The sequence below is a fragment of the Mucilaginibacter frigoritolerans genome, assembly GCF_007830615.1.
GTDB lineage: Bacteria > Bacteroidota > Bacteroidia > Sphingobacteriales > Sphingobacteriaceae > Mucilaginibacter > Mucilaginibacter frigoritolerans.
Map to the genome: position 1 here is coordinate 199,283 of NZ_VLLI01000002.1, position 25,934 is coordinate 225,216.

26 protein-coding genes and 3 tRNA genes are annotated in these 25,934 nt (G+C 41.1%); 15 read left to right on the forward strand and 14 right to left on the reverse strand.

The window, feature by feature from the left end:
- Positions 1-81 precede the first annotated feature (81 nt).
- Positions 82-945, reverse strand: coding sequence for a helix-turn-helix domain-containing protein (locus tag JN11_RS04345; RefSeq protein ID WP_144909988.1), 864 nt, complete (start codon positions 943-945; stop codon positions 82-84).
- A 101-nt stretch (positions 946-1,046) separates the two neighbouring features.
- Between JN11_RS04345 and JN11_RS04350 the strand changes: the two genes are divergently transcribed.
- The 4 genes from JN11_RS04350 to JN11_RS04365 all read left to right on the forward strand — a co-directional run bounded on the left by JN11_RS04350 (position 1,047) and on the right by JN11_RS04365 (position 4,677).
- Positions 1,047-2,030: a zinc-dependent alcohol dehydrogenase family protein gene (locus tag JN11_RS04350; protein ID WP_144909990.1), complete on the forward strand. Its 984-nt coding sequence runs from the start codon at positions 1,047-1,049 to the stop codon at positions 2,028-2,030.
- A gap of 201 nt (positions 2,031-2,231) precedes the next feature.
- Positions 2,232-2,651 (forward strand): hypothetical protein, encoded by a 420-nt coding sequence (locus tag JN11_RS04355; RefSeq protein ID WP_144909992.1) that lies wholly within the window; start codon positions 2,232-2,234, stop codon positions 2,649-2,651.
- A 153-nt stretch (positions 2,652-2,804) separates the two neighbouring features.
- A complete protein-coding gene (locus JN11_RS04360) occupies positions 2,805-3,737 on the forward strand; it encodes an NADP-dependent oxidoreductase (RefSeq protein WP_144909994.1) in 933 nt (310 codons plus the stop codon).
- A gap of 22 nt (positions 3,738-3,759) precedes the next feature.
- Entirely contained in the window at positions 3,760-4,677 is a 918-nt protein-coding gene (locus tag JN11_RS04365; protein ID WP_144909995.1) for a helix-turn-helix domain-containing protein, read from the forward strand.
- A 216-nt stretch (positions 4,678-4,893) separates the two neighbouring features.
- Here JN11_RS04365 and JN11_RS04370 read toward each other — a convergent pair whose 3' ends face one another.
- The 5 genes from JN11_RS04370 to JN11_RS04390 form a co-directional block, all read right to left on the reverse strand.
- Positions 4,894-5,337, reverse strand: a complete 444-nt coding sequence (locus JN11_RS04370; protein WP_144909997.1) for a DinB family protein — start codon at positions 5,335-5,337, stop codon at positions 4,894-4,896.
- Positions 5,338-5,343: 6 nt separating this feature from the next.
- Entirely contained in the window at positions 5,344-5,754 is a 411-nt protein-coding gene (locus JN11_RS04375) for a VOC family protein (protein ID WP_144909999.1), read from the reverse strand.
- Between the two features lie 59 nt (positions 5,755-5,813).
- Positions 5,814-6,254, reverse strand: a complete 441-nt coding sequence (locus JN11_RS04380) for a helix-turn-helix transcriptional regulator (RefSeq protein ID WP_211360644.1) — start codon at positions 6,252-6,254, stop codon at positions 5,814-5,816.
- Positions 6,255-6,363: 109 nt separating this feature from the next.
- A complete protein-coding gene (locus JN11_RS04385; RefSeq protein WP_144910001.1) occupies positions 6,364-7,248 on the reverse strand; it encodes an AraC family transcriptional regulator in 885 nt (294 codons plus the stop codon).
- Between the two features lie 24 nt (positions 7,249-7,272).
- Positions 7,273-7,920: a hypothetical protein gene (locus JN11_RS04390; RefSeq protein ID WP_211360645.1), complete on the reverse strand. Its 648-nt coding sequence runs from the start codon at positions 7,918-7,920 to the stop codon at positions 7,273-7,275.
- A gap of 252 nt (positions 7,921-8,172) precedes the next feature.
- Between JN11_RS04390 and JN11_RS04395 the strand changes: the two genes are divergently transcribed.
- The 3 genes from JN11_RS04395 (at position 8,173) to JN11_RS04405 (ending at position 10,700) form a co-directional block, all read left to right on the forward strand.
- On the forward strand, positions 8,173-8,919 hold the full coding sequence (locus tag JN11_RS04395) for a hypothetical protein (protein WP_144910003.1): 747 nt from the start codon (positions 8,173-8,175) through the stop codon (positions 8,917-8,919).
- A 138-nt stretch (positions 8,920-9,057) separates the two neighbouring features.
- Positions 9,058-9,915 carry a helix-turn-helix domain-containing protein gene (locus JN11_RS04400; RefSeq protein ID WP_144910005.1) on the forward strand — a complete coding sequence of 286 codons (858 nt, stop codon included), beginning with the start codon at positions 9,058-9,060 and terminating at the stop codon, positions 9,913-9,915.
- 134 nt (positions 9,916-10,049) lie between these two features.
- The gene (locus JN11_RS04405; protein WP_144910007.1) at positions 10,050-10,700 is read left to right on the forward strand and encodes an HD domain-containing protein; all 651 of its coding nucleotides are present in this window, start codon (positions 10,050-10,052) and stop codon (positions 10,698-10,700) included.
- An 84-nt stretch (positions 10,701-10,784) separates the two neighbouring features.
- Here the strand turns inward: JN11_RS04405 and JN11_RS04410 are convergent, their stop codons facing one another.
- Entirely contained in the window at positions 10,785-12,071 is a 1,287-nt protein-coding gene (locus tag JN11_RS04410) for a rhomboid family intramembrane serine protease (protein WP_170227690.1), read from the reverse strand.
- A 464-nt stretch (positions 12,072-12,535) separates the two neighbouring features.
- Between JN11_RS04410 and JN11_RS04415 the strand changes: the two genes are divergently transcribed.
- Entirely contained in the window at positions 12,536-12,895 is a 360-nt protein-coding gene (locus tag JN11_RS04415) for a hypothetical protein (RefSeq protein ID WP_144910011.1), read from the forward strand.
- 5 nt (positions 12,896-12,900) lie between these two features.
- Here JN11_RS04415 and JN11_RS04420 read toward each other — a convergent pair whose 3' ends face one another.
- The 4 genes from JN11_RS04420 to JN11_RS04435 form a co-directional block, all read right to left on the reverse strand.
- On the reverse strand, positions 12,901-13,329 hold the full coding sequence (locus JN11_RS04420; protein ID WP_144910013.1) for a Fur family transcriptional regulator: 429 nt from the start codon (positions 13,327-13,329) through the stop codon (positions 12,901-12,903).
- 99 nt (positions 13,330-13,428) lie between these two features.
- Positions 13,429-14,160 carry an outer membrane beta-barrel protein gene (locus tag JN11_RS04425; RefSeq protein WP_144910015.1) on the reverse strand — a complete coding sequence of 244 codons (732 nt, stop codon included), beginning with the start codon at positions 14,158-14,160 and terminating at the stop codon, positions 13,429-13,431.
- Between the two features lie 23 nt (positions 14,161-14,183).
- Positions 14,184-14,822, reverse strand: coding sequence for a hypothetical protein (locus JN11_RS04430; protein WP_144910017.1), 639 nt, complete (start codon positions 14,820-14,822; stop codon positions 14,184-14,186).
- A 25-nt stretch (positions 14,823-14,847) separates the two neighbouring features.
- On the reverse strand, positions 14,848-17,160 hold the full coding sequence (locus tag JN11_RS04435) for a TonB-dependent receptor (RefSeq protein WP_170227691.1): 2,313 nt from the start codon (positions 17,158-17,160) through the stop codon (positions 14,848-14,850).
- A gap of 202 nt (positions 17,161-17,362) precedes the next feature.
- Here JN11_RS04435 and JN11_RS04440 point away from each other — a divergent pair, with 202 nt between their 5' ends.
- Positions 17,363-17,803 carry a Fur family transcriptional regulator gene (locus JN11_RS04440; protein ID WP_144910022.1) on the forward strand — a complete coding sequence of 147 codons (441 nt, stop codon included), beginning with the start codon at positions 17,363-17,365 and terminating at the stop codon, positions 17,801-17,803.
- Between the two features lie 104 nt (positions 17,804-17,907).
- Positions 17,908-18,213, forward strand: a complete 306-nt coding sequence (locus tag JN11_RS04445; protein ID WP_144910023.1) for a pyrimidine/purine nucleoside phosphorylase — start codon at positions 17,908-17,910, stop codon at positions 18,211-18,213.
- A 240-nt stretch (positions 18,214-18,453) separates the two neighbouring features.
- On the opposite strand, the gene JN11_RS04455 is transcribed toward JN11_RS04445, so the two are convergent.
- The 3 genes from JN11_RS04455 to JN11_RS04465 all read right to left on the reverse strand — a co-directional run bounded on the left by JN11_RS04455 (position 18,454) and on the right by JN11_RS04465 (position 18,689).
- Positions 18,454-18,525: transfer RNA gene (locus tag JN11_RS04455), tRNA-Cys, on the reverse strand.
- Between the two features lie 7 nt (positions 18,526-18,532).
- Positions 18,533-18,605 (reverse strand) — tRNA-Ile (locus JN11_RS04460).
- 10 nt (positions 18,606-18,615) lie between these two features.
- A tRNA-Pro gene (locus JN11_RS04465) sits at positions 18,616-18,689 on the reverse strand.
- A gap of 315 nt (positions 18,690-19,004) precedes the next feature.
- Between JN11_RS04465 and JN11_RS04470 the strand changes: the two genes are divergently transcribed.
- The 5 genes from JN11_RS04470 (at position 19,005) to JN11_RS04490 (ending at position 25,821) form a co-directional block, all read left to right on the forward strand.
- The gene (locus JN11_RS04470) at positions 19,005-20,183 is read left to right on the forward strand and encodes a sensor histidine kinase (RefSeq protein ID WP_144910025.1); all 1,179 of its coding nucleotides are present in this window, start codon (positions 19,005-19,007) and stop codon (positions 20,181-20,183) included.
- Complete coding sequence (locus JN11_RS04475; protein ID WP_144910027.1) at positions 20,180-20,878, forward strand: LytR/AlgR family response regulator transcription factor; 699 nt, start codon at positions 20,180-20,182, stop codon at positions 20,876-20,878. Before JN11_RS04470 ends, JN11_RS04475 begins: the two co-directional genes overlap by 4 nt.
- 134 nt (positions 20,879-21,012) lie before the next feature.
- On the forward strand, positions 21,013-22,155 hold the full coding sequence (locus JN11_RS04480; RefSeq protein ID WP_144910029.1) for a DUF3500 domain-containing protein: 1,143 nt from the start codon (positions 21,013-21,015) through the stop codon (positions 22,153-22,155).
- A gap of 19 nt (positions 22,156-22,174) precedes the next feature.
- Positions 22,175-23,554: a HupE/UreJ family protein gene (locus JN11_RS04485; protein WP_144910031.1), complete on the forward strand. Its 1,380-nt coding sequence runs from the start codon at positions 22,175-22,177 to the stop codon at positions 23,552-23,554.
- On the forward strand, positions 23,551-25,821 hold the full coding sequence (locus tag JN11_RS04490) for a TonB-dependent receptor (RefSeq protein ID WP_144910033.1): 2,271 nt from the start codon (positions 23,551-23,553) through the stop codon (positions 25,819-25,821). The genes JN11_RS04485 and JN11_RS04490 overlap by 4 nt, the downstream gene beginning before the upstream one ends.
- The last annotated feature ends 113 nt before the right edge of the window (positions 25,822-25,934 follow it).

The window sequence follows — 25,934 nt, forward strand, 5'->3', positions numbered from 1 at the left end:
ATGTGAATTAACTATCTCATTCTGGCGCGAGTATACAGCGATGAAAAGTGGTAGGCGTACTCATGTCTGTGCTGTCCTGCATCAACCCGCACTTACCCCTAACCTTTCTCCCCAGCTCTTTTTAAATTCAGTAGGATTCATGCCCCGGTATTTTTTAAAAATTCTGTTGAGGTGGCTCTTGTCAGTAAAGCCAAATTCATCAGCAATTTCGTTGATGCGCATATGGCTGTGCAGCAGCCTGTTTTCAATAAGCTTCAGTTTATAATTTACAATGTACTGCTGCAATGATTCGCCGATATGTTTCTTAAAATAGCTCCCGAGGTAATTTTCTGCAATACCAAACTGATTGCTGATCTGCTCTGCCCGCATTTTCTCGGGGTAGTAGATATTAGCCTGGATATACTGCAGTATGGCCATAATTTTTTCTTCGCTCTGCTCATTCACTGTTTCGGGCAATGCCTGGCTCAGGTTGCGGGCAATAAGCACCAGTAAAGTGTTAACCAGCTGTGAAATAAGCTGCTGCTGATACAGGTTATGATGCAGGTGTTCATTAATCAGCATAGCCATGAGCTGTGTAACAAACAATTTGTCGGTTTGGTGCTTTAAAATAGAGCCGGGCTCGTGCCGGGCATTGCGAAGGATGAGTTCCAGTTGCTGAACCAGCTCCTTTTCCTTTTTTTCGGTATGAACAAAGTTGTTATTGAAGCGGATAAAAAAGAATTGCGTGGCATTTCTGATCCTGAAGATATGGGTATCGTTGGGAGCAACCAGAAACAAGTCGCCTTTTTTATAGTCTATTTCGTTTTCGTTAATGTGCTGCTTTCCGTCGCCATCAACAATGTAAATCAACTCAAAAAAAGTATGGGTATGCAGACCACGGGGGCATTCATCCAGATACTCTTTTAAAACCAGCTCGAAGGGCTGGCGCAGATGATCTTTTACCATAATGCAAAAGTACACCATTTTGATGTACAAATACAACAATTATAGTACGCTTTGTGCCGAATTTTGGTGTATCAATTCAGATAAAACATTAAAAAAAATATATGAAAGCCTTAGTATTAGAAGCATTTAACAGCCCTTACCAGTTAAAAGAGGTTGAAAGGCCACGTGCCGCAAAAGGGCAGGTTTTGGTTAACATTAAAGCCAGCGGGGTAAATCCGCTCGACCTGAAAATTGTTGCAGGCGAAGCCGCACATGCCAAAGCCAAACTGCCGGGCATTTTAGGGATAGATATGGCCGGCATTGTAGAAGAAGTGGGCGAGGGCGTAACCAAATTTAAAAAAGGCGATGAGGTTTACGGCATGACCGGCGGCATAAACGGGGTGCAGGGTTCGCTAGCAGAATTTGCTGCTGTTGATGCCGACCTGCTGGCCCTGAAACCCAAAAACCTGAGCATGCATGATGCCGCCGCCATACCCCTAATTTTTATTACCGCCTGGGAGGGCCTGGTGGATCGTGCCATTGTTAGCGCAGGCAAATCGGTATTGATACATGGCGGAGCCGGAGGCGTAGGGCACATAGCCGTGCAAATTGCCCAGGCAAAAGGCGCCACAGTTTTTGCAACCGTTAACCCCACTCAGTTCGACCTGATAAAAAGCTATGGTGCTACGCCTATTGATTACAAAAACTCAACGCCGGAAGATTACCTGCAAAAATATACCGGCGGAGAAGGATTCGACATTATTTTAGATACCGTAGGTGGTGCTACACTGGATGCTTCGTTTAAAGCAGCAAAGCAGTATACCGGCCATGTGTTAAGCATTTTGGGCTGGGGCACACACAGCCTGGCGCCCCTGTCTTTCCGCGGTGCAAGCTATTCGGGTGTGTTTACCTTATATCCGCTCATCTCCGGCAAAGGCCGCGCCCACCACGGGGAAATATTAACAGCAGCCACTGCATTAATTGAGCAGGGTTTGGTTATTCCGCTGGTAGACAGCAGTCCCTTTACGCTTGAAAACGTTGCTTCGGCTTATGATTTGATGAAACAGGGTAAGGCCCAGGGTAAAGTGGTGATTGATGTTGCTTGATTTTCGCGAGTGCAAAAAGCAGGGGCATGGTTATCAATAAGGTTTTAAGCAAAGGCTAAATTGGTTTTCGACGCTTTGAATATCACAAGTAAGCTTTTTCGCTTGAAGCCTACGCAATATATTAGCAGTTAAACAGCGTTGGCAGTTAAAAACTTAGGATATATTGCTATTTTTAAAACGTAAAAAAACTTAACCCTGATTATGCGCTTTATAAAACCTTATCAACTAAAAACCATTATTGTATTAAGCCTGCTTTGGCTGTATGGCTGTACATTCACACAAACGTATCAGCCTGAATTTAATGGAAAGAAAACAGCAACAATTGATTCTATTAAAACCAAATACGGGTTTGAGGATGTTTCTTTTTCAGCGAAAAAAATAAGCAAGAGTGGGGAAAAACAGACTTCTTTGACGGTGAAATTTATAAACGGGAAAACCATACCGGCCGACACAGCTCAAATGGCCACACTCGAAAAACTTTTAGGTTCGCAAATTAAAACCATTGTAAAAAACCCTAAAGAATTTGATAGTTACATCATTCTTTTTGACAAAGTAACGGTTAATGGAAATGCAACCAACGAAGATTATACAGGCCGTGAATTTAAATCGGGTGATTTATAATTTGGAGGAATTGACCCCTGCTATTCGTAGACAGAGGCTACGGGTAATTATACCGGTAGTCTGCATTTGATCAATTCATTTTCACTAAACAAAAGTCCGTTTTGGATAAATTGCCCTGCCGGTAGCGCTATACTTTTGCTAAAAATATTTATCATGAAAGCAATTGTATTGAATGAGGCCGGAGGTGCAGACAAACTAATTTATCAGGATATTGAAAAGCCCGTTTTAAAAAATGGGGAGATTTTGGTGAGGACCAAGAACATCGGAATGAACCCAATGGACGTTCACATCCGCGGAAATGAACAAATCCTTACCCGTTTTATGGGGAGCGAAAGACCTGCCATTCTTGGTTGGGATATTTCGGGAGAGGTAGTTGAAAAAGCGGATGATATAACTGATTTTGAAATTGGAGATGCTGTTTTTGGTTTAACTAAGGGCAAGGGCTATGCAGAATACGTAGCCGTGAAAACCGACTTAATGGTTCATAAGCCTGCAAATATCAGTTACGCGGAGGCTGCCGCTGTGCCCGTTGTGGGGATAACGGCCTGGGAGGCTTTGATTAAAATAGGAAACGTTAAAAAAGGCGACAGGGTTTTGATCCATGCTGCTTCGGGCGGAGTGGGGTATATGGCTATACAACTGGCCAAACACCTTGGCGCTACCGTAATTGCCACATCATCCGGCAAAAATCGCGATTTCGTATTATCGCTGGGTGCCGATCAACACATTGATTATACAACCGAAAAGTTTTACGAGGTGGTTAAGGATGTTGATTTTGTGTTGGATCCTATCGGTGGCGAAACCCGTATGAGATCCATCGATGTGGTGAAGAAAAACGGCACCATTGTATCGGTTGTGCCAATACAATATGAGGAGGCCCAGGAAAAAGCACGTGAAAAAGGCGTAAATTTGATTATCCTGCTTGGGCAGGGAAACAAGGAAGAAATGGAATCCCTGGCCGGGCTATTACGGAAAGGAATTCTTAAAGTACACATTTCTGCCGTTTATCCATTTTCACAAATGGCCAATGCGCATTTACAAATAGAAAGCAAACGAACAGTAGGGAAAATAGTTGTTGAACTTTAATGTAAAAACGTTCACCCTAAAAATGAAACAGCCATACAGACTCGAAACGATAAGCCAGTTTCACAAATTCAGAAACCAGCCGCCGCCGCTGCACCCATTAATCAGCGTTATTGATGTTTCGGGTGCCAAATACCTGAATGATGATGAACCCCGGAGCCTGGTTTTTGACTTTTATACCATTGCACTGAAAAAGGTGCACAACACTAAAATGAAATACGGGCAGCAGCTATTTGATTTTGATAGTGGTATGATGGGCTTTTCATCGCCGGGCCAGGTGATTAGTGTTGAGGTAGAGAAAGGAAAACTGTTAGAACAGTCGGGCTGGCTATTGCTTATCCATCCTGACTTTTTTTGGAATACATCGCTTGCTAAAAAGATAAAGCAATATGAGTTTTTTGATTATGCGGTTAATGAAGCCTTGTTCGTTTCTGAAACAGAAGCGGGCATCCTGAATAGCATTATCAATACCATAAAAGAAGAATCACACAGGCAGATTGATAAATTCAGCCAGGAGATTATTATTGCCCACATTGAAGCACTATTAGCTTACAGCGAAAGGTTTTACCAGCGCCAGTTTATAACCAGAAAAATGGCAAACCATCAGATACTTGACAGACTGAACAACCTGTTAAATACCCGCTTCAATGATGACGAGATGATGAGGAAAGATGGACTGCCAACGGTGGCCTTTGTTGCTGATCAACTAAACGTTTCTTCACATTACTTGTCAGGATTGCTACGTTCCCTCACCGGATTAAACACACAGCAGCACATTCATATGAAACTGATTGATAAAGCCAAAGAGCTTCTGTCTACCACCTCTCTGTCCGTTAGCGAGATTGCCTATGCTTTGGGTTTTGAACAAATTCAATCATTCAGTAAATTATTTAAAATCAAGACCAATATATCCCCGCTCGAATTCAGACAATCTTTTAATTAGCAGTGAATAAACAAAGAGTCCCGGCATGAGTTTAGTGTCCCGGCTCTGAACAATATTTTCGAAAGTTTTGGCCCGGCTTCGAAATTTTTGTCCCAGCGTGGCCCACATGCGAGCTTAACTTGTTGATTTACAGTAGCGGTGTGTTTTTCTTATGTCGCCTGTCCCTTTGTGTTCCATGTATTCGTGGGACAAGGTCAACAGCGAGATTTTTGCTATTTAAACCCCAAACTGACTTAGATGATGGTTGCAATGAATGTAAACAAATTGCCCCAGCTGATCTTTGGTCATTTTTCCAAAAAACCAATGCGGAAAATATTCATGTGGGTAATGGCTATAGCTCTCTATCAGGGCCTTCCAGTTTCTTTTTTGGCTGGCGAGGTCATTAACGGCTTCGGTCACTAAAAAAGCAGAAACAGTTGGTGCATTCTTTTGCAGCACGCTTTTATTAAGTGTGCTGGCCAGCGCCATTTTGCCTATCAAACGCCCAAGGAATGCCCGTTTAACCGCAAACTTTCCCTGGTAATATTCTTCGCATAATGAGCAGTGCTTCACCATTTGTTCAACAGACATTTTGCCCCATGCCGGTTTGTTGTTTTCGGTAAGGGCATCTATACGGTCCAATACTTCGGCCCGGTCAGCTTTATTAAATATCGATTTCATGGCTTATTAATTAACCTGTGCAAGTGAAAACCAATTGCCCGAATCATCCAAAAAAAGCGCTTCGTAACCATAAAACTCTTTGGTGGGCACTTTTTTAAACACCACGCCTTTGGCTAGTAACTCCTGGTAGGTGGCCATTAAGTCGTTACAGGTAAACACGGCTGCACCAAAAGTGCCTTTTTTTATGAGGCTGGTCATGGTGGCTACCGTCTCCTTGTCAAACATGCCGCCTTCTGCCACCAGGAATAAGGTTATTTCCAATTCGGGCTGTTCGGGTGGGGTAACGGTAAGCCAGCGGGCGCCTTCGCCCATAGGGGCATCTGTATGAACGGCAAAACCCAATTTGTTTACATAAAAATCGTATGCACTATCCTGGTTCAGGACATATACGCACAGGTGGCTCAATTTGGTAATCATTTGTTGTTTTTTTCTTACAAAATTGATCTTTAAGCACCAGTGTAGGCTATTGAAAATTGCTATTTTGTCCACCCGTGTGTTTGGGCAAAGCAGTTGGGTACGGCGGATAATGGATTGGCGGTAATAGCCAGTTTTTTAATCATTGCCTGGCCACGATAGGCCGACGGCGTTTTACCCACCATTTTTTTAAAGGTAGCCGCAAACGAGGTCGGGCTGTCAAATCCAACGCGCAGGCTAACATCCAGAACAGAAACGCCTTCAGTGAGAAACTTTTTGGCCTTCTCTATCCGCACGCTGATGAGGTAATTATGCGGCGATCTGCCGTAAATGGATTTAAAGAGCCTGATAAAGTGAAATTTTGAAAAACAGGCCTGGTCGGCAATATTATCCAGATCAATATTGTCGGCAAAGTGCTTGTCAATAAAAAGTTTGGACTGCACAATGCGCTTATACAGATATAGTTTCTCGTATTGCTCCATCAGGTTACCGGCTTTAAACAAAAATAATAATAATAATGCCTCGTTTATTCATCTACGGTATAAACCCGTTATACTCTGGCTGTGTATGCAGGCATAGTTATTCGAAGTCTTAGGTTTTAACAGCGAGGATTCAAATTGGTTCGATAGGAAAATAAACCTCCCTCTGCAATTCATCATAAGGGATTGTGGCAGGGTTTTCTGTGAATACTTCAAATCTTACAACATCAGCTATTTTATAACCATTTTCAGGCAGCCATTTGCGATACAAAAAATGTCCCGCGTTGATTGTTTCTTTTATGCCACCTGTAATTCTCAACGTTGCATATTTTCCTGCCTTTATTTCTGTCATATTTAATTTGCCGGGTAATGGCTGGCGCTTGTTTACAGCAACAAATGTTTTGTAAATATTTCCCTGATGCGGGCTAAGTATCCCATATATTTCCCTCTCGCTAACTAATAAATCGTTTGTTTGTGCAATTTGGATAGCTGTTTTAAAACTTTCCTGTATTTTACCTATATCATCACATGGCGCGGTCAGGTAAAAGCCGGTGATCGCATCTATTTTTTTGATTTGCACATCAAGTTCATCTGCTACGTTTTCTGAGCCTGTTGCATCATGGGCAATTTGACCTGGGTTTTTTATTTTAAATAGTCGCATCCTTTCTTTAGGCAAACGCTCCCTTATTTCCTCTGGTGATATACCAAAATAGTTTTTAACCGCACGTGAAAATACAGCCGGGGAAGAAAACCCGCAGTCCAGCGCAATTTCCTTGAGTGATTTATGGGGATGAATAACCAGTAAAAGCAAAGTAGTTTCCAACCTCACCTTGATAATATACTGCTTTGGCGATTCGCCGGTATGTTGTTTAAATACTTTTTGCAGATAAAAAGGGGAATAATGGGCCACATCAGCCAATGTTTTCAGCGAAATATGATTATTTATATTCTTTAAAATATAATCAATAACCGTTTCAATTCGCTTTTGATGTTCTTTTGATGTTTCCTTGTCCTGCATCGGTATATTGCGTTAATGATTTTATTAATGATGACCACGCATTCCACCTGTGATGAGGTGCACAATGACAAACAGGATAACCAAACCAGCAATTCCCAGCAATAAATACGGCCGTGAGTTTTGTCGGTACTCTTCCTGTTTTGGCAAACCATATCCGGTTTTGCCCCAAGGCTTATAAACCGATAACACCGTAGTGGTCAATAATATTAACAATCCTCCTGCGGCGTGAACCAGGAGCTGGATCTGTAACTTTTCATACTCCGAACCAAATATTTGCCCTTTACCCACCATATTGGCCATTTTGCTTACCACAGGCATATGATTTACAAGTACGATTGAAGCAACAAAAGTCAGTAGAAATTTTAAGAATACCCAATAATACCGGCCCCCCCCCCAATGTGTACCCAAAGACTGGACCAGCCCGGTAAGCAGGGCAGCCAAACTGCACGGTACGATCACGTACCAACCCACCAGCGCCAATGCGGGGTACACCATTCTGACTATTTCATCTTTTTGGCTCACCAAACCTGTAATTGCCAATGATAAGTAAGCTAAAACGGCGCCTAACCACCCCACCGAAAATAAGATATGCAAGGTCAGTAAGAATTTGCGGGTACTTGCGGCCATTTTTATAGGCTTTTCTATGATGGCTCCGCCGATTGTCTTTTTCATCTGATAAAAATGATAAAGTAAATTCACCAACACTTGACAAAAGCAGGGAAGTACTTTGCAAATCTTGCTATGATGAAAATTTCACCGTCTATTCACTGTGTCTATGGATTAATTATACCTGCAATCTGCCAGTAGAACCCGAGACCAATTGGCAAGACTTTCAAACATATTTTAACTTTTATCCGGAGAAATCCGGCGTTAATCAACTTTCCTATACTCGTTTATGTATATTTAATCATTAAACCCACCACAATGAAAAAATTCTGCATTTTATTTTCCCTCGTTCTTGTTTTCGGTCTGTCGGTTTGTGCTGCACAGGAGAATACGTGGGTATACCGCCCGGGTAAGGTTATCTTTAAAGATGGCACCAGCGCTAGCGGCCTCGTACGCATATATGACGATGCGCCGTGGTACAACCAGCGCTTTATCTGGTTTATTGATTCGGCTTCTTATGCTGCTAACCCTAATGTAAAAGGTAAAAAGTACAAAGCTGATGACATGCAAACGTACATAGTAGGGACCCGAATATTTAATAAGGCTCATTATGTAAACACCGAGCATTTGCAGTTGAAAAGTTTGGGTTCCAACGATCACATGATGGAACAGTTAACTTCAGGGCGCATTACATCATACCGTTTTTATGATTACCCGGATGATTTTTATGGCGACTCCGGCACCCAGGAAAAAATAGAACAGGACGAGGCGCAACGAAAAAATGATCTGCTAAAGGGTTATAAGATTCTTTGCAAAAAAGACGACGAAAAAAAATTTCAAAATGCCTTTGATATGGATCTGCTGAAATACCTGGCGGATGTACCCGCGGTACAGCAAAAGTACCAAACCGTAGGCTACGGAAACCAGCCGGTAGAGGCGCACAAAGGTCTTGCAGCAAAAATGATTGCCATGGCCAAAAAAGCTGCATTTAAACCAGATGAGGCTGATGCAATTATTGCAGCATTTAATGACTATAACGCAGCAAGCAGCGCACCCGCCAAGTAACCACAACTATTGTTTCGGATATAATTTACAGGCCCTCATACGAGGGCTTTTTTGTTTAAACGCTTTTCTCTTAAATGGCAACGGGCAGACAATTAAAAAATAGCAACTTTGTATATTGGTTTATTAATTGCTGTGATTATGTTAACGATTCCAAACACGTTTGTAGAAAAAGATCTGAAGGATTCATTTTTCATTACATTTCGCGATGGTGAATGTGTTGAACAGTTATCATCTTATCGCCTTACTTATAATCGCATTCTCCTGATTAAATCAGGCAATGGTAGTCTGCAAATTGACGACAGTACTTTTACTATTTCCGGGAACGAATTATTTCTGATCGCTAAAGGGCAAATTATGGGCTTTAATCCAGGCACAAGCTTTCTTGGCTACGAATTGAGTTTTGGCGATTGTTTTTGGGAAAAGGCGCCGCAAAGCGCCAGCAATTGTAAGGCTGTTTTATTTAATGATGCTTCTGCCAACCAGCGCCTTCCACTCAGCGCTTCTGATTTAAGCGAGCTTAGCAGCTTATTCCTTCCAATGCACACTGAGTTTTTAAAAGAGGATTATATCAATAAGATAGATGTGATGGCAGCCTATCTTAAAATAATCATGATCAAAATGGCCAACGTAAATGCCTCACTTGCGCAAGGATTTGATAGTTACGAGAATCAACTTTATCGCCATTTTCTGGAACTAATAAGTCACCATTACCAAAGCTCTCACGAAGTGGCCGACTACGCCAACTTATTAGGAATATCAACCAGAAAATTAGCAGATCTATCAAAAAGATGTAGCGGCAAAGGGGCCAAGGAACTCATCAACAGGCAACTGATTGCAGAGGCCAAGCGCTCTTTACAGTTTTCATCAAAGTCGATTAAAGAAATTGCCTTTCAACTCCATTTTTCAACCCCCGATCAATTCAGCCATTTTTTTAAAAAGAACGCTCAGCTTTCCCCAATTGACTATCGGTCCCTTTTTGTAAATATCGGCCTATAATTGACCATTTTACATATTTCAGCTAATATCTCATCAAAGACATAAGATCCGCCTGTGAATTTTTGCATGCGATTGACGGAATTTAACATTTACCGCCCCATTGGGTAACTGTAGCTTTGTAAAAACAAATAATTATGTCAGTAAATCAATTAAAAAAAGTAGCAGGGATAACCATTCCTGACAGCAGCATAGCCACACAGGCTACCGAACTTTTATTGGAACATGGAACAGAATTTATATATAACCATTCCTTACGCGTTTTTTTATTTTCTTCGCTCAACGGCAAGCGTAACAATCTCAGCTATGATCCGGAATTGTTATATGTAGCCTCCGTATTTCACGATCTGGGATTAGTTCCTCATTACAGCAGTCCTGATCTTCGGTTCGAGGTAGATGGGGCCAATGCCGCCCGCGATTTTTTGAAAAGTCATGGTGTGCCAAAAGAATCATTACAATTGGTATGGGATACCATTGCTTTACACACCACCATAGGCATTGCAGAACATAAAGAGCCAGAAGTAGCTTTAATGTATTCGGGCGTAGGTTTAGATGTTATGGGCGAAGGTTATGAGCATCTTAGTGTTGAAAACAGGGAAGAGATTATAAAGGCTTTCCCCAGAAATGATTTTAAGAAGAATATTATTCCAACTTTTTTCAGTGGTTTCGAGCATAAAACAGAAACCACCTTTGGCAATATAAAAGCTGATGTTTGTGCTTTTATGATTCCTAATTTTCAAAGAAAAAACTTCTGCGATTGCATATTGCATTCGCCATGGAGTGAATAATTAATAGCTTTTTTTCGCATCTATAACAGCTGATGTTCACAAGCCCCTTTAACAGGGGCTTGTGGCTTAAAAACATTTCCTTAGCTATTTATCATGATTTTCCTTTATGCTAACGTGGGCAATTTGTGTTTTAGGCTCAGGAAGATCTCCCCAAAAATAAAAACCATAACCCATTAATAATCCACATAAAAGCCCTCCAACGTGAGCTGCATTATCAACGCCTCCAAAAAAACCCAGAAATAAATTTATTGCAACCAAAGGCAGGGTAATTATCAGGATACTTCTTTTAGCGTTTGTATGTATTTTATTAGTTGTTAATAAGGCCAAAAGAACGCCATATAAACCCATTATTGCACCGGATGCCCCTATACTAATTGTTGCCGGATGCCACAATATGCTGGCCCCACTTGCTACTACACCACAGATTAAGTAAGCAACAGCATATTTCAACCGACCTAACAAGGGCTCAAGAAATATTGCTACCAAAAATAAACCAACCATATTCGCAAACAAATGCATCAACCCGGCGTGTAAAAAAATAGAGGTGAGTAATCTCCACCATTCACCATCGATTGTTTTGGGACGAAAATTTGCTCCCAACTTTAAAAGATCATGCGAGTCAAAAGAAATCACGCCTAAACCTGCAAAAACCATTACCAAAAAAACGAGTACATTTAAAGCAATAATGATAACGGTAATTTGAATGTTGCCGAAAGACTTAAATTTAGTAACTGACTGATAAAAGGTACGCCAATCTGAGCTAAAAGTATATCCTTCCCTTTTTCTCATCTCCACTGTATTTATTTTAGGGATACAAATCATCAGTAACCAAACAGCAGCTCCTATACCCATACTTAAAAAAATCCATTTCAATTTTTCACCATTTCTGGCTTCAAATGGCTTGTTTACAGCTTCAAGTATTATTGGCTTTTCCAGATCGCTAAACTTTGTGCTTATCGCTTTTAAATAAGCATTCCTACGGTCATTCTTGCCAATTCGGTCCAGATAAACAAATTCATCAAAATTCTTCTCTTTAAATTCGTTGTTTGTTACCGTATCAAATGTTTTAAATTCTATGTTCTTTTCATCATCACTTAAATGATTGCTGATATTCTTTTTAAACTCATAACATAACCAGGCTTTAGGGGATATTACATACTGGGTATTATTCAGCTTTGTTAAATCTCCGAGATTTTCTTGCCGCTCCAAAATTGGACAAGCAACATCTATAATCAGGCTAAGTGTTTCATTATTTCGCCCACTTATTTCCGTTCGGCGGTAAACTGCAATATGCCACTTATCAATAAAGTGTTCTTTTAATTCATAATATTTGGTGAGCGATTGGCCATTAATTTCACTAATATTTTGCAATTTGGTAAGTGAGCCTGTAGCAGTAACAAGGTAATCCTGTGCAATAATTACAGGAACAGCAATAACTATTGCTGCAATAAATCTGTACAAAAAAGGTAGATTACCTTTTTTATCTTTTAGTACCAATAATCTTATACGGGGACTCAACCAAATAAAAACAGGAACCCAGGGTAATACAAAAGCAAGCCAAAAATGAACTAATTCTTCATTTACCGGTAGCTCAATTTTGATTAGTAACAGCCAGTCCAAAAGGCTATAAATTACAATAAAACTCGTAGCTATAATTAAATATGGGATATAGATCAGTCTGATCTTGGTTAAAAAATTTGTCATTTGTGATAAAAAGTGGCAGGCTAAAAGTATAGATAATATTATTTAATATCTATCCAAAAGTTTAATAATTAAGTACAAAAGGTTACCTTATCAAACCGACGGTATTAACACATAAATAAACCGTCGCTATTATGGAAGAAAGAAAAACCGCTGCAATAGTTTTGCCCATTATTGCGCTTATCATTTTATTCTTTACAGTAATATTTCCCGAAATTCGTAAACCCCAAACTATTTCTTTCAAAAGCTGTAAAGTCCAGGTTGAATATTTTACGGGCTTAGAAGAGGATGCAAATAGGGCAACTAATAACAAACTTGCCTTATGCCTTTGTGATCTTTATGTTCATAACCCTGATAGTGCTATAGCCTCGCAGATTCTAAAAATATACAGGGAATATGGCACTCATGACAGTACGAGTTATGGCAGAGATAGTTTAAACAGCATCATCAAAAACAAAAAAACCGTTTTTGACACACTTATATTATTGGATTAATAACCTCACCCACAATTACAATTTCTGCAAATTCCTATCACCACCATGTTTAATGAATGAATCTCGTACACATCAGGCAGGGAGATGGCCGGTACCAGCTGATCATCCAGGCAATAAACACTTTTACATTTAATACAGCTGAAATGCAGATGCTGATTAATATTGGATACTATCTGTTCTCTTTCGAAATGCGAGAGCGCATAATTGGGTAAACCGCTTACTGTATATATTTTATGAATAATACCCAGTTCTTCAAACATTTTAAGCGTGCGGTAAACTGTTATCCGGTCTAACGCTTTATCGGTTAGTTTAAGTAATTCTCCATAAGTTACCGCTCTGTCTTTAGTCAAAAAAACTTCCAAAACTTTTAAGCGGGTCAATGTTAAATTGAGCCCGTATTGTTTAAGTCGATCTTTGATTTCCTTCGGATTCATTACGGTTTCTTTATGATTTATGAAGAGCGGTATTTGAGTTGCGCCTGCAATTTTTAGTAATAAGTCACCCAAATTGGGTGACTTATTGAGGAGAACTAATTAAAAACTAAAGTTTAAACCAAGGGTAGTTTGCAAAATTGTAATAGGCTGTTTGGTATCTAAACGGCCTGCATTGTTAACCCGCTGCGTGTTGGTAATATCTATACCTGAAGAGGCAACATAATTTTCTTTCAGTACGAGGCCCAGTTTTTTGGTGAAATTGTAACGAAGATCTGCACTGCCACCGTAAGCAAAAGCAGAAGCTTTAGAGCTTTCTTGTGCAAATGGGTAACTAATACCGGCATCTGTAATAACGATATTAATCTGCGGAGTAGAGAATGACTTAATTAAGCCAACATTAGCACGAAGGTCAACCGCAAACTTGCTAAAGAAGAATGAATATTGCGGACCTACCAATACATTCAAATTTTGATAACGTTTGGTACTGGTAACTGCTCCCTGGTCAACGCCAAAGGCATCCTGATAGCCTGCTGCCAAAGTATGCGCATCATTAGCACTCAGCTGGCCCTGATCCTGGTAAGAAACAGTTGCCGCAATTGCCCAGTTTTTATGAACGTACCAGGCTCCGTCAAGCCCTAATGTCATCCCGGTTTTGGCAAAACCTGCTTTGTTATTATCATGCAAAAACGTTCCATAGTCTGAATTGGCAAACTGACCGGTTGGAACAGAAACACCGCCGAATACTCCCCAGTAGCTTTTTTCCTGGGCTTTTGCTTTAAACGTGGTCAGCGTTATTAACACTGCCGAAATAAGTATTATATATTTTTTCATATCTGATTGTACTTAGGCTTTAATTATTTAATCACAGTTACAAAATTTACATCCAGATCTGAAGAACCCGGATAATAGGTTCCGTTTTTAGCGTTTGGCTGGTGACGCAAAACCCAACGCAGGTTTCCAGTACTGGCAGCACCGGTGGTAAACACTGTTGTAAGGCCGATTTGAAGCGGCGGATTGTTTGTATCCAAATCCGTTCTCTGGATAGCCAGGTTAAGAGGAGCGGCCGATGTGTTAACAGGCGTACCGGGAATATAAGGGGATGTATTGCTGATTACCGGTGCAGCGTTGATTGGGGTGGGCTGATAAAAGAATAAATGATAATTCTCCCTGTCTTTTATCTCGTTAGATACCACAAAAACCGGCGACTGTGTCTGATCAAGCATATACACTACGGCATTATACTTTGAGTTTGCTTTCAGCGTAAGGGTTGTTGAGTCAACAGAGGTTACGTTACCGTTATTATCCACATGGAAAGTGTAGGTACATGAAGTAGTATCTGTAACATTTGCCTGGTTAGTAAACTTTAATGAGGCCTGGGTAATGGTTTCGTTGGCAATATTAGGTGCCACAGCTTGTTCAGATTTTGAACTACAGCTTGCGTAGAATAGCGCTGTTCCCAACAGCGCATATACAGCGTGTTTTCTTTTAATCATGATGTTTGTGAATTTTAATTGTTAGCTATTGTTTATTATTATTATTTAAGATTTTAAAGGGCACCCTCAGCCTGAAGATGATATTGCGCCCCGGCTCATCAGCAAAATATCTGAACCTGTCCAGGTAGTCCTTATAGGCTACATTGGTGAGGTTATTGGCGGCGATATCAAAGTCGGCAAGTGTTTTATTGATAATAAGCTTGAAGCCGATATGCGCATTGTAAAGACTATAAGCATTTGGCGGCGGTGCAAAGTCATATCCTACAGGTACATGGGTTTGCTTGGCCACATATATATTTTCTGCACCAACAGAAATGTTTCTGAAAGCTCCCAGGTTTCCAAAATGGTAGGTAAATCCGTTTTGCAAACGGGTAGGTGGGGTGTAGATCAAATAATCATGAATGGTTTCGTTCCAGGCATAAATAAGGGATGTTTTTGAACTGATATCTAAAGAATCCAGCGGTTTTATAAGCACGTTAAGGTCCGCTCCGCGGAAAAATACGTTGGCTTGTGTATATTGAAATTCAAGCAGGGCACCGCTCTGTGCATGGTAATACTGATCGGTAGGCTCCTCGAAAATGAAATTGTTTATTCGGTTATAATATCCTTCCAGATCAACCAATAACCATTTGGAAGTATAATTCAAATCAAGGCTGAAATCATTAGCCCTTTCTGTTTTTAAATTGGCATCGCCTATTTCAAACTCCCCAATAGATTGGTGAACACCGTCAATATATAACTCGTTAATGGATGGTGGTCTGAAGGCTGCGCTGTAATTGCCTGTAATTTTGAGATTGTCGGTAAGGTTATACGTTGCCCCGGCAGTGGCACTTGTACCGGAATAGCTGGTAGTAGTAGTATTGATTTTAGCCTGGTCAGCATCAAAGGCATAAGCTTGCAGCCAACGGTAATCATAGCGTGCCCCGGCTTCAAAAAGCCATTTATTGTGCCGGTATTTTTCAATCACATAAGCACCGCCATCATAATCAACATAATTCGGAATCAGGTAGCCGTACATCCGGATATTGCCCTGGTTTACCCCGCTCAGTCCCACGGTACCCGAAAAGCCGCCACCATCTTTATGATCAAAATTTGCCTCAACTGCAGCAGTATGGATCTGCAGGTAAATGGCCGGAGCAAGACTTGGAGAGAATGAAAGCTCTTCAAATTCCTGCCGTGTATTTACCTGGTAAGAGTATTGCAGTTCAATCTTGCTGCTGTCGCTTATATTAAGAAACCCTTTTACTTTAGCTGTAGAATGATTTACCGTTTGGTAAGGGCGGTCAATAAGATAAGTAAAATCATAATAGGTAACCGGGTGGCCAATGGCAATTTTTTGTTCAAGATCCGTAATGGAGCCTACTTCGGTATCGTACTCAATGCCCAGTTTTGTGTTAAAATTGCTGAAATAGCCTTCAATTCCGTAGTTCTTATGATGATATTGTACCGCAGCTGAGAAGTCATCCTCCATTAAACCGGTATTTCCCAACACATAATCGGGTGTACTGGTATTTCCAGCGCGTTTAAATGTTCCTTGTAAGCGGTAACTGAATCCAGCCAGTTTCTTTCCTAAAGCCCCCTCCAGCATGGCAGAAAAAGCACCCAGCCTGCTATTCGTCATGCCAACGGCATTTACTTCGGCATCCATGCTTCCGGTATCAGTTGGGAGTGGTTTAGGATTAACCGAAATAACCCCTGATATCGCGTCAGCACCATACCGTATTCCTGCGGCACCTTTTATTACTTCAATCTGATTGGCTACAAAAGGATCAATCTCCGGAGCATGCTCCTGGCCCCACTGCTGTGCTTGAAGCGTAACACCATTATTGAGGATAGCAACCCGCGAACCCGTCAACCCATGAATAACCGGCTTGGCAATGGAGGGCCCGGTTTGATAAGTAGTTACACCGGTTACCGATTTTAAAGCCTCGCCCAAACTAAGGCCACGGGTTCTGTCTAAATCCGTACCCTGTAAAACCGTTAAGTTTTGTGTAGCTATTTCTTTATGATTATCGGCTGTGGCTTGTATGGTTATCTGCTTAAGGCCTTGTGAAGATGGATGCAGTAAAAAGTTAAATTGCCTATTGGCCGATACTTCAATAATAGTATCCTCCGCCATATATCCCAGGTACTGGCAATAAAGGTGAACCTTTCCTGCGCTCACTTTTAAAATATACTTCCCGTTTTTGTCACTTTGAACGCCGAGTTCCGTGCCCTTTACTGAAATAGTTGCAGCGGGAAGCGATGCACCATTAGAAGCATCTGTTATTATGCCACTAAGTTGAAATAAGGCTTTATTTTCACCCTGCTGAGCATAGCAAAAGCTTATAAAAACCATTGTAATAAAGAATAAATATGTAAATTTTATATTCACCATTGTAAAGTTAATGCGACAAAGATGCATTTAATATGCAACAATGTAGCATTTACTTTGTAAAATATTTGTTAGCCTTTTTTCGAGTGTATAAGGTTAGGGGTGAATAGTTCAGGAACTGAATTTTCTTGTTATTTTTGTGATGGTTTTGTATTTGCGTTTGCCCATGCCAGCGAAAAAGAATAATTACCGGTTTGAAGAAATTCTTGATAAGCATCAACTTAAAAAAACGGATGCCCGGCTTCGCGTGCTTTCTATGCTGGCATCAAAAAACTTCGCTACTTCACAACCCGACTTGGAGGAAGTAATGGTAGATGTGGATAGGGGAACACTTTACCGGATCCTTAATGCATTTGAGGAAAAGGGCATAATCCATAAAGTATTTGACTTAAACGGAACAGCCAATTACGCTTTGTGCAATTCTGATTGCGAAGAAAATCATCATCATGACGAGCACTTGCATTTTAATTGCGTACAATGCAATAATGTATACTGCCTCAATGATCTTGATTTGCCGGATCTAAATCTTCCTGAAGGTTTTAAATCATTAAACTTTTCTTTGTCTGTAACGGGGATCTGTCCTAAATGCGGTAAAAAATCCAAATAGAACCCGGTATTATTCAATTGCCCAATGCTTTGTTGGTGTTTATCTATTTTTTAATATCAAAAAGATGTTAGTTTTGAGCTGATTAAAACAGCAACATTATCCGCATGAGTAATTCATCCAAAACCAATACGCCGGTTTCGCACAATACTTATTTTGAAGGCATGGTTCAAAGCCTGGGCCTCGAAACAGAAAAAGGTCGTGCCACTTTAGGGGTTATGAAAAAAGGCTCTTATCAGTTTGATACCAGCACCAAAGAAACCATCATCTTTATAGAAGGCGCTGTAAGTACTAAACTACCCGGTGGCGAATGGCAAAAACACCAAAAACAGGATACACTTATTGCCCCAGCCGGAATTGTTTTCGACATTAATTGCGAAACAGATGTTGCCTATATCTGCTATTACGAATAATTAATACGATCTTATTATTTATATAAATGATGAGCTGAGTTATGCCAATGATATAACTCAGCTCAATGAAATAAAGAAATATCTTTATTTAAACACAGCTCCCCCTACCCGCAAACAGCAGCAATTTAAACACAAAAACCAATATTCAACCCTATAAAATCATCCGTTTTCCTTGGGTTCGAACCACGATCTTCTGAATCAAAATCAGACGTGCTACCGTTGCACCATAGGAAAATAATGAGGTCAGTACAAGATTCGAACTTGTGAACAATCCATTTGCAGAGGATACCCTTACCACTCGGGCAACTGACCGCTTTTGTGGAAACAAAAGGACTTGAACCTTTAACCGGCACCGTATAAGGGTGTTGCTCTAACCATTGAGCTATATTTCCATTATAAAAGTAGGGTAACCCGGGCTCGAACCGGGAGCCTCTCCGTTCCAAACGGAGTAATCTGACCAATTGATATATTACCCTGAAAAATCGACACAAAACAAAAAATCCCCTTAGATTTTTCTAAGAGGATTCAAGTATCGTGTTTATGTTAAGTCAATACATAGCCTATCCTCTCTGATAAATCAGTTGGGGTATAGCGCAAAGTATTGTTGTTGTTTTCATGGCACAATGATAGGACTTATTTTTTAAATAAAGAAATTTTCTGTAAAAAATTTTCATTAATGCTGTTTACCCCAAATTCAATTTAGTTACCTTTAACTTGTGCTTCATCAATACATTTTGGTTAATCATCCATACATATAATAATAGCAATACTTGAAACGCTTCCTTTGCAAAATGAAAAAGACCAAAGCGCCTGGCATTATTGCCCATTTTGCAGGATGGCTTATATTTCTTGCTTTCCCATTTGTATTCATCAGTGCCGAAAATGATAATGACAATTATTTATCGCTGCTTTTAAGTAAAGAATATCTCTTATTCGGTATTTGTTATTTGCTGCTTTTCTACGCTAATGGCTTTTTTCTCATTCCCCGGTTGTTATTCAGGAAGAGACGTTGGTTATATGTGCTTACCATTTCGATACTTTTTTCAGGCGTATATTTTTTGAAGCCGTTTCACGGTCTGTTGAGAAGAAGTTTCTCCGGCCCCCAGATAAATGCAGTTCCTCCCGATTTTGACAGACCTGATGCAAGGTGGGATGGAAGGCAACCGCCACCGGATAATGGCCCTCCATTTTCTGAAAGGAATGGTCCACCGCGGCTTGGCTTCCCGGGGCCCGGTAAACATCCCGGAAAATTAGTGCTTCCTCCGCCTATTCGCGGCGGCGACACGACGAGCTTGTTCCTCTTTATAGTGATTATCGGCCTAAGCACTTCTCTGGCTATAACGCAGAAATGGCGGGTATCAGAACAAAGGGCATCGAATGCAGAAGTTGGAAAAGCCAATGCAGAGCTTTCTTTTTTAAAAGCCCAGATCAATCCACATTTTTTATTCAATACACTAAATAATATTTATACACTAGCGCTAGAAGGAGATATCAATACCGCTGACAGTATCATGAGGCTATCAAATATCATGCGGTATGTTACTGATGAGGTCTCCGAGGACTTTGTGCCTTTAGAGAATGAGGTCGAATGCATTGATAATTACATTGATTTACAGCGCCTTCGTGCCGGCAAAATGACTGAGATCGACTACAGTATTAGTGGCGATGCCTCCGGCAAAGAGATTGCGCCGCTAATTTTCATGACCTTTATTGAGAATATTTTCAAGTATGGCATCAGTAAACAGGCAAATAGTAAACTAATTATCAGGGTAGAAATTGCCGGTGATCTTATCAGCTTATTTTGTAAAAACCCAATCTATGAAGGGATAAGAACAGAACCGCGCCAGGGAATCGGAATCCAAAATACCGTACAGCGGCTTGACCAGCTCTATCCCGGCAATTACACCTTAAACATCCACCGCACAGGTGATTTCTTTACCGTTGACCTCAAGCTAAACACCAATCTATGAAGATCAAATGCATAGCCATAGATGACGAGCCGTTAGCACTTCGGCTGATTAGCGGATATATCAGCCGTTTTCCGTTTTTGGAGTTGGTCGGTACTTTTGAAAATGCCATGGCAGGTGCTGAGTTTTTAAAACATAACCCGGTGGATCTGCTTTTCATTGATATTTTGATGCCTGACGTAATGGGGACCGAATTGGTACGCTCCCTAAAGAACAAGCCGATGGTTATTTTCGCTACCGCTCATAAAAACTTTGCTTATGAAAGTTATGAATTAGCCGCAATGGATTATCTGCTTAAGCCTATCGACCTCAAACGATTTACCAAGGCAGTCGAAAAAGCGCAGGACTACTACAAGTATAAAAACGGTTTAGATAATGAAACAGAAGGCGAAAGCCTGTTCGTCTATGCGGAGTATAGAATGGTGAAGATTAATCTCAGGGATGTGGAATATATTGAAAGCATGGAAGCTTACATTAAAATACACACCATTGAATCCAAGCCTGTTATAACGCTGATGCCCTTAAAAAAGGTTTTGGAAAAGTTACCTGATAAAAGTTTTAAACAGATACACCGCAGCTATGTGGTCAATATTCAGAAGATCCGGTCTATCCAAAATCGCCGGGTGCAGTTAACTGTAGCGGAACTTCCAGTAAGCGATACTTACATTGAAAGCTTGCGCAACGCGCTCAATAAATGAGTAAACTCATTACCTGTATTAGTCGAGAACCTATTTCATGAATACAAAATAATCATTCATCGAGTCATTTAGTAAGCAGTAAAATACAACAGCGACTTTCGGTTATATTTTAATTAAAAACTAAACGACAAAGTATGAAAATCCCTCAATTATTAATCCTGATGGTCATCTCTTTTGTGATGGCTTCATGTAAAAAGGACAGTAGTAACAGTTCATCGACTACGAGCAGTACTACTACTACTTCTTCTTCAACCGCAACTAATACAGGTCTTGGAACTGCGGATAGTACCGGTTGTCCTACTTCAACCGGTGCCAGTAAAGTTACCTGCCTGGCACAAGCTTTTTTAGCTACCCTTACTACCACGCAGCAAACTTCAGTAGAACTGAGTTTAACGCTGGCAAATGCAAAAAACTGGTCGAATCTCCCAATAAGCCTGGCGCCAAGGAATGGTATTCAATTCAGCACACTTACAAGTACCCAGCTTTCAGCTGCATTAGCAATAATCAAAGCAACTGCCGGGACCGGCTATTCCATGGAAGGCTTTGAAAAGTTCCAGACGATAAGGGCTGCGGATGATTATTTAGGGTCTATGCAAAGCGGTTATGGCGATGGTAATTATTTTATCGCCTTCCTGGGAACCCCAACCAATACCGGAAAGTGGATGCTGCAATATGGCGGCCACCACTATGCAGCCAATATCATGTTCAACGCAGGTGCCATGGTCGAAATAACCCCATTACATGAAGGTGTTGAACCACATACCGGTTTTACCATCAATAACGTCACCTATACCAACCCGCTTACCAACGATGTGACCGGAATGCAAAACATGCTGGGTTCTTTTACGAGTGATGAATTGAGCACCGCCAAAATATCCGGGACGTTTTCCGATTGCCTTATGATTCCGGGTTCAACTACCAATACCATGCCGACCGTTAAACAAGGCATCAAAGTGAGCGCTTTGAGTACCACGGCCCAGGCGAAGGTTTTGGCAGCCATGCAGCCCTGGATCAACGATATTGATTCGACGCAGGCCGCAACGATCAGGGCCGCCTATAAAAGTGAGCTTGCAGACACTTATGTTTGTTATGCCAGCAATACCAGCGCAGTAGCAGGGACAGGAACGTCATTTTTAACCGCAGCCACTGATTACGTAAGAATAGACGGGCCTACTATATGGATCGAATTTTGTTGCCAGAGCGGCATTGTAATTCAAAATCAAATCCACTATCATACGGTTATGCGTGATCATTCACGAGATTACTTAGGATTATAAAGTCCAAATTAAAAGCATCATGTACAAAAATTCATATTACAGCAGTTGCCGCGCATTTTTGCGGCGACTGCTATTAATCACAGGTTTTATTACGTCGATAGTTTTTGCGCCGTCACACGTACAAGCACATCAGGCACCCTACACCGCGGTTTTCCTTGACGTAAGCCCGGACAGAGTTGGTGCCGAAATGCAAATTCCGCTGACAGAACTGGAATTTGCCTTTGGACATCATATAACCGCCAATCCTGAAACGCTGCTGGAACGTTTGGGCCCTGAGCTTAAAGCCTATTTACTATTACATACGCACGCCTATAAAAATGAGGCATTACCGTGGACGGTAAATGTAACCAACATGGCTATGGTCAAGGAACAGCAGGTTGCAAGCGGGCCGCCTTTTTGGGAGCTTAGGGTTAACATCCTGTTATTGCCCCGGCAGAACGAAGATACGCGGAAATTTATGCTTGCGTATGACGGCGTTGTCCACCAGGTAATCAATCATGTTATTTTCGTAGCAGTTCGCAATGATTGGGAAACCGGGAGATCAGACTCCTTAACATCAAGGAGTGATCCAATGACCATCCGGATAAGCAGTGATAACAAAGTTCATCCACTGGAAATCAATATTGTTAAAGGAAATTCATGGACAGGCTTCAAGAACATGGTAAGCCTTGGTATGGAACATATCAAAACAGGGACAGATCATCTGTTATTTCTGTTAGTGCTATTGCTTCCGGCCACCCTGGTCGTGAAGTCCAAAAGATGGGCTGAGTTTGGTGGTGTCAAATACAGCCTTAAAAGGCTCCTTAAAATTGTAACAGCTTTTACCGCGGGTCATTCGTTAACCTTATTGCTGGGTGCTACCGGTGTATTAGTACCACCTTCCCAGATTATCGAAGTTTTGATCGCTGTATCCATTTTAGTTTCAGCCATCCATGCCTTAATACCGATTTTCCCAGGTAAAGAATATTATGTTTCCGGCGGCTTCGGTTTAATTCACGGAATGGCTTTTGCTTCCATATTATACAACATGCAATTACATGGAATGACATTGATCCTGAGCATACTGGGCTTTAACATTGGAATCGAAATGATGCAATTGTTCATTGTGGCGCTGATCATTCCCTGGCTCATTGTGCTAAGTCGTGGTAAAAGTTACGCTATTCTTCGGGTAAGCGGAGCTATAATCGCTGTTATTGCGTCGTTTGCCTGGATAATTGAACGGATAAGTGGCAGACCAAATGTCATTTCAGCCCATATGCAGCCAATATTTGATCAGGGTATTTGGTTTGTTGCGGGACTTGCAGGTATTGCTATTGCAAGCTTGTTTTTTAAGAGAGGCCGAAGATCGAAAATTCAAAGCAGGCCTTTACAGGTGGTTACCGTTAATTCTGCCAGTTGAAATACATTTATACGTTAATAGTAGCTGCCTTGTTAACAAGCCAGGCAGTTGCGCAGTCCGGGTTTAGCTTGTCCGGTAAAATTATCGACAGTGCTACCCAAGTCCCGCTCAATGGTGTTACCGTTATTTTGCAACCTGTAAACCGCACTAACATCACAGATGAAACGGGCCGGTTTTTCTTCAAAAACATCACAGCGTCCGCTTCCACAACGATCACTTTATCTACAGTAGGTTATCAAAAGATAACCTACCAGCTGTCTGATCTTAAAAACGGCCAAACCATTAGTATGGCACAACGGCAAACTCAATTAACCGATGTTGTTATTACCGCAGACAATCGGAATCCCTATAAAGCGATCAGCGAAACGGATATCAAATTGCGTGGTGTCTCCAATTCGCAGGAAGTTCTGCGTATCGTACCGGGACTTTTCATCGGGCAGCATCAGGGTGGCGGTAAGGCCGAGCAGATCTTTTTGCGTGGCTTTGATAATGATCACGGGACTGATATTAATATGAGTGTTGACGGTATGCCAATTAATATGGTATCCCAGGCGCACGGACAGGGTTATGCCGACAGTCATTTTATCATCCCGGAAACCATTGAAAGTACAACTTACGAAAAAGGTATGTATAATGCCGAAAAGGGAGATCTGGCCGTTACCGGTTTTGTAAACTTTAATACGGCTAACGCCATCAGCTCTGATATGGTTAAAGTGGAAGCCGGGCAGTTTAATACTTACCGGATATTAGGCATAGTGAATTTATTAAATGAAAAAGCAAAAGCAAATGATCAATCCTGGTATGCCGCCTCAGAATACCGATACAGTGACAGTTATTTTGATAACCCCCAGCATTTTAGCCGGTTTAATTTTTTTACCAAATACCATGGAAAACTGGACGACAACAACTGGTTAACGATCAGTGCTTCCACTTTGTACAGCAAATGGAAAGCGTCAGGGCAAATTCCGGAAAGCGCAGTAGATCAGGGAATAATCGGTTTTTATGGAGCGCTTGACCCTAATGAAGGTGGCGTAACATCCCGAACCAATGTCAATGCACAATTACTTACGATATTATCTGATCACGACCTGATCAAAAATCAATTGTATTATTCCCGCTATAAATTTGACCTGCATACCAATTTCACCTTTTACCTGGTGGATACTGTCAATGGCGATGAAATCCGTCAGCGGGAAGCCCGAAACCTATATGGTTATAATGGCAACTATATTCGCGAAAGTTACCTTGGCAATATAAAGGTTACATCAGAAGCAGGGCTTGCCGCGCGGTTGGATGCCACTACAAATTCCGAACTTTCACATACTGTGAATGATTTTACACTTATAAATCCAATTAAATTAGGTGATATTAAAGAACTTGGAACCGGTGCTTATCTCAAGGAGACCTTCCAGCTAAATTCCAAACTGACAATTAATGCCGGTTTGCGCTTTGATCAGTTTTATTACCAATACAATAATAAACTCGCAAGTGATACCACACTCAGCGGAGTGGGTATATATAAAGCAAGCAACCACATCATTAGCCCAAAACTTAACCTCTACTACCAGGCTACCGATAAAATGCAGTTATACCTATTAATGGGTAAAGGTTTTAACAGCAATGATACACGTGTGGTTGTTGCCGAAAAAGGATTGCAAACATTACCCGCTGCCTATGGCGCTGATTGGGGAACGGTGTTCAAACCAGCGGCCAATCTTTTGTTTAATGCCGCTTTATGGTATAGCTACCTGCAAAAAGAATACGTATATGCAGGTGACGGCGGTACGGTTGACTTTACCGGCAGGACACAAAGAATTGGATTTGACTTTTCCGGGCGTTATCAGCCTATAAAAGCTATTTATTTAGATGCTGACCTAAATTATGCCCACGGCCGCGCTCTTGACGAATCCAGAGGTGATAATTACATTCCGCTGGCACCGGTTTGGAGTAGTACGGGAGGAATTACTTATAAACTGAAAAACGGTTTGAACGGCAGTCTGCGTTACCGCTGGTTGGGCGATCGTCCGGCGAATGCCAGCTATAGTTTAAAAGCCGACGGTTACTTTGTGAATGATCTTGTACTCAATTACACTAAGCCTAAATATGAGGTAGGACTAACTATCAATAATCTATTTGGAGTAAAGTGGAAAGAAACCCAATTTGAAACCATTACCCGCCTCAAAGGACAGGCGGCTGTTGATGGAATTGCGTTTACGGCAGGGACAAAGTTTATGACAGTTGCCCATGTAAGCTACTTCTTCAAATAAGGAAACTTAATATCATATATACACTATTTAAGAAAAAACAATAATCAATGTTTCAGCCAGCACCTTTACTTTACCAGACAGAATTGTGATGCTCAAATTGATGTTTAATATTT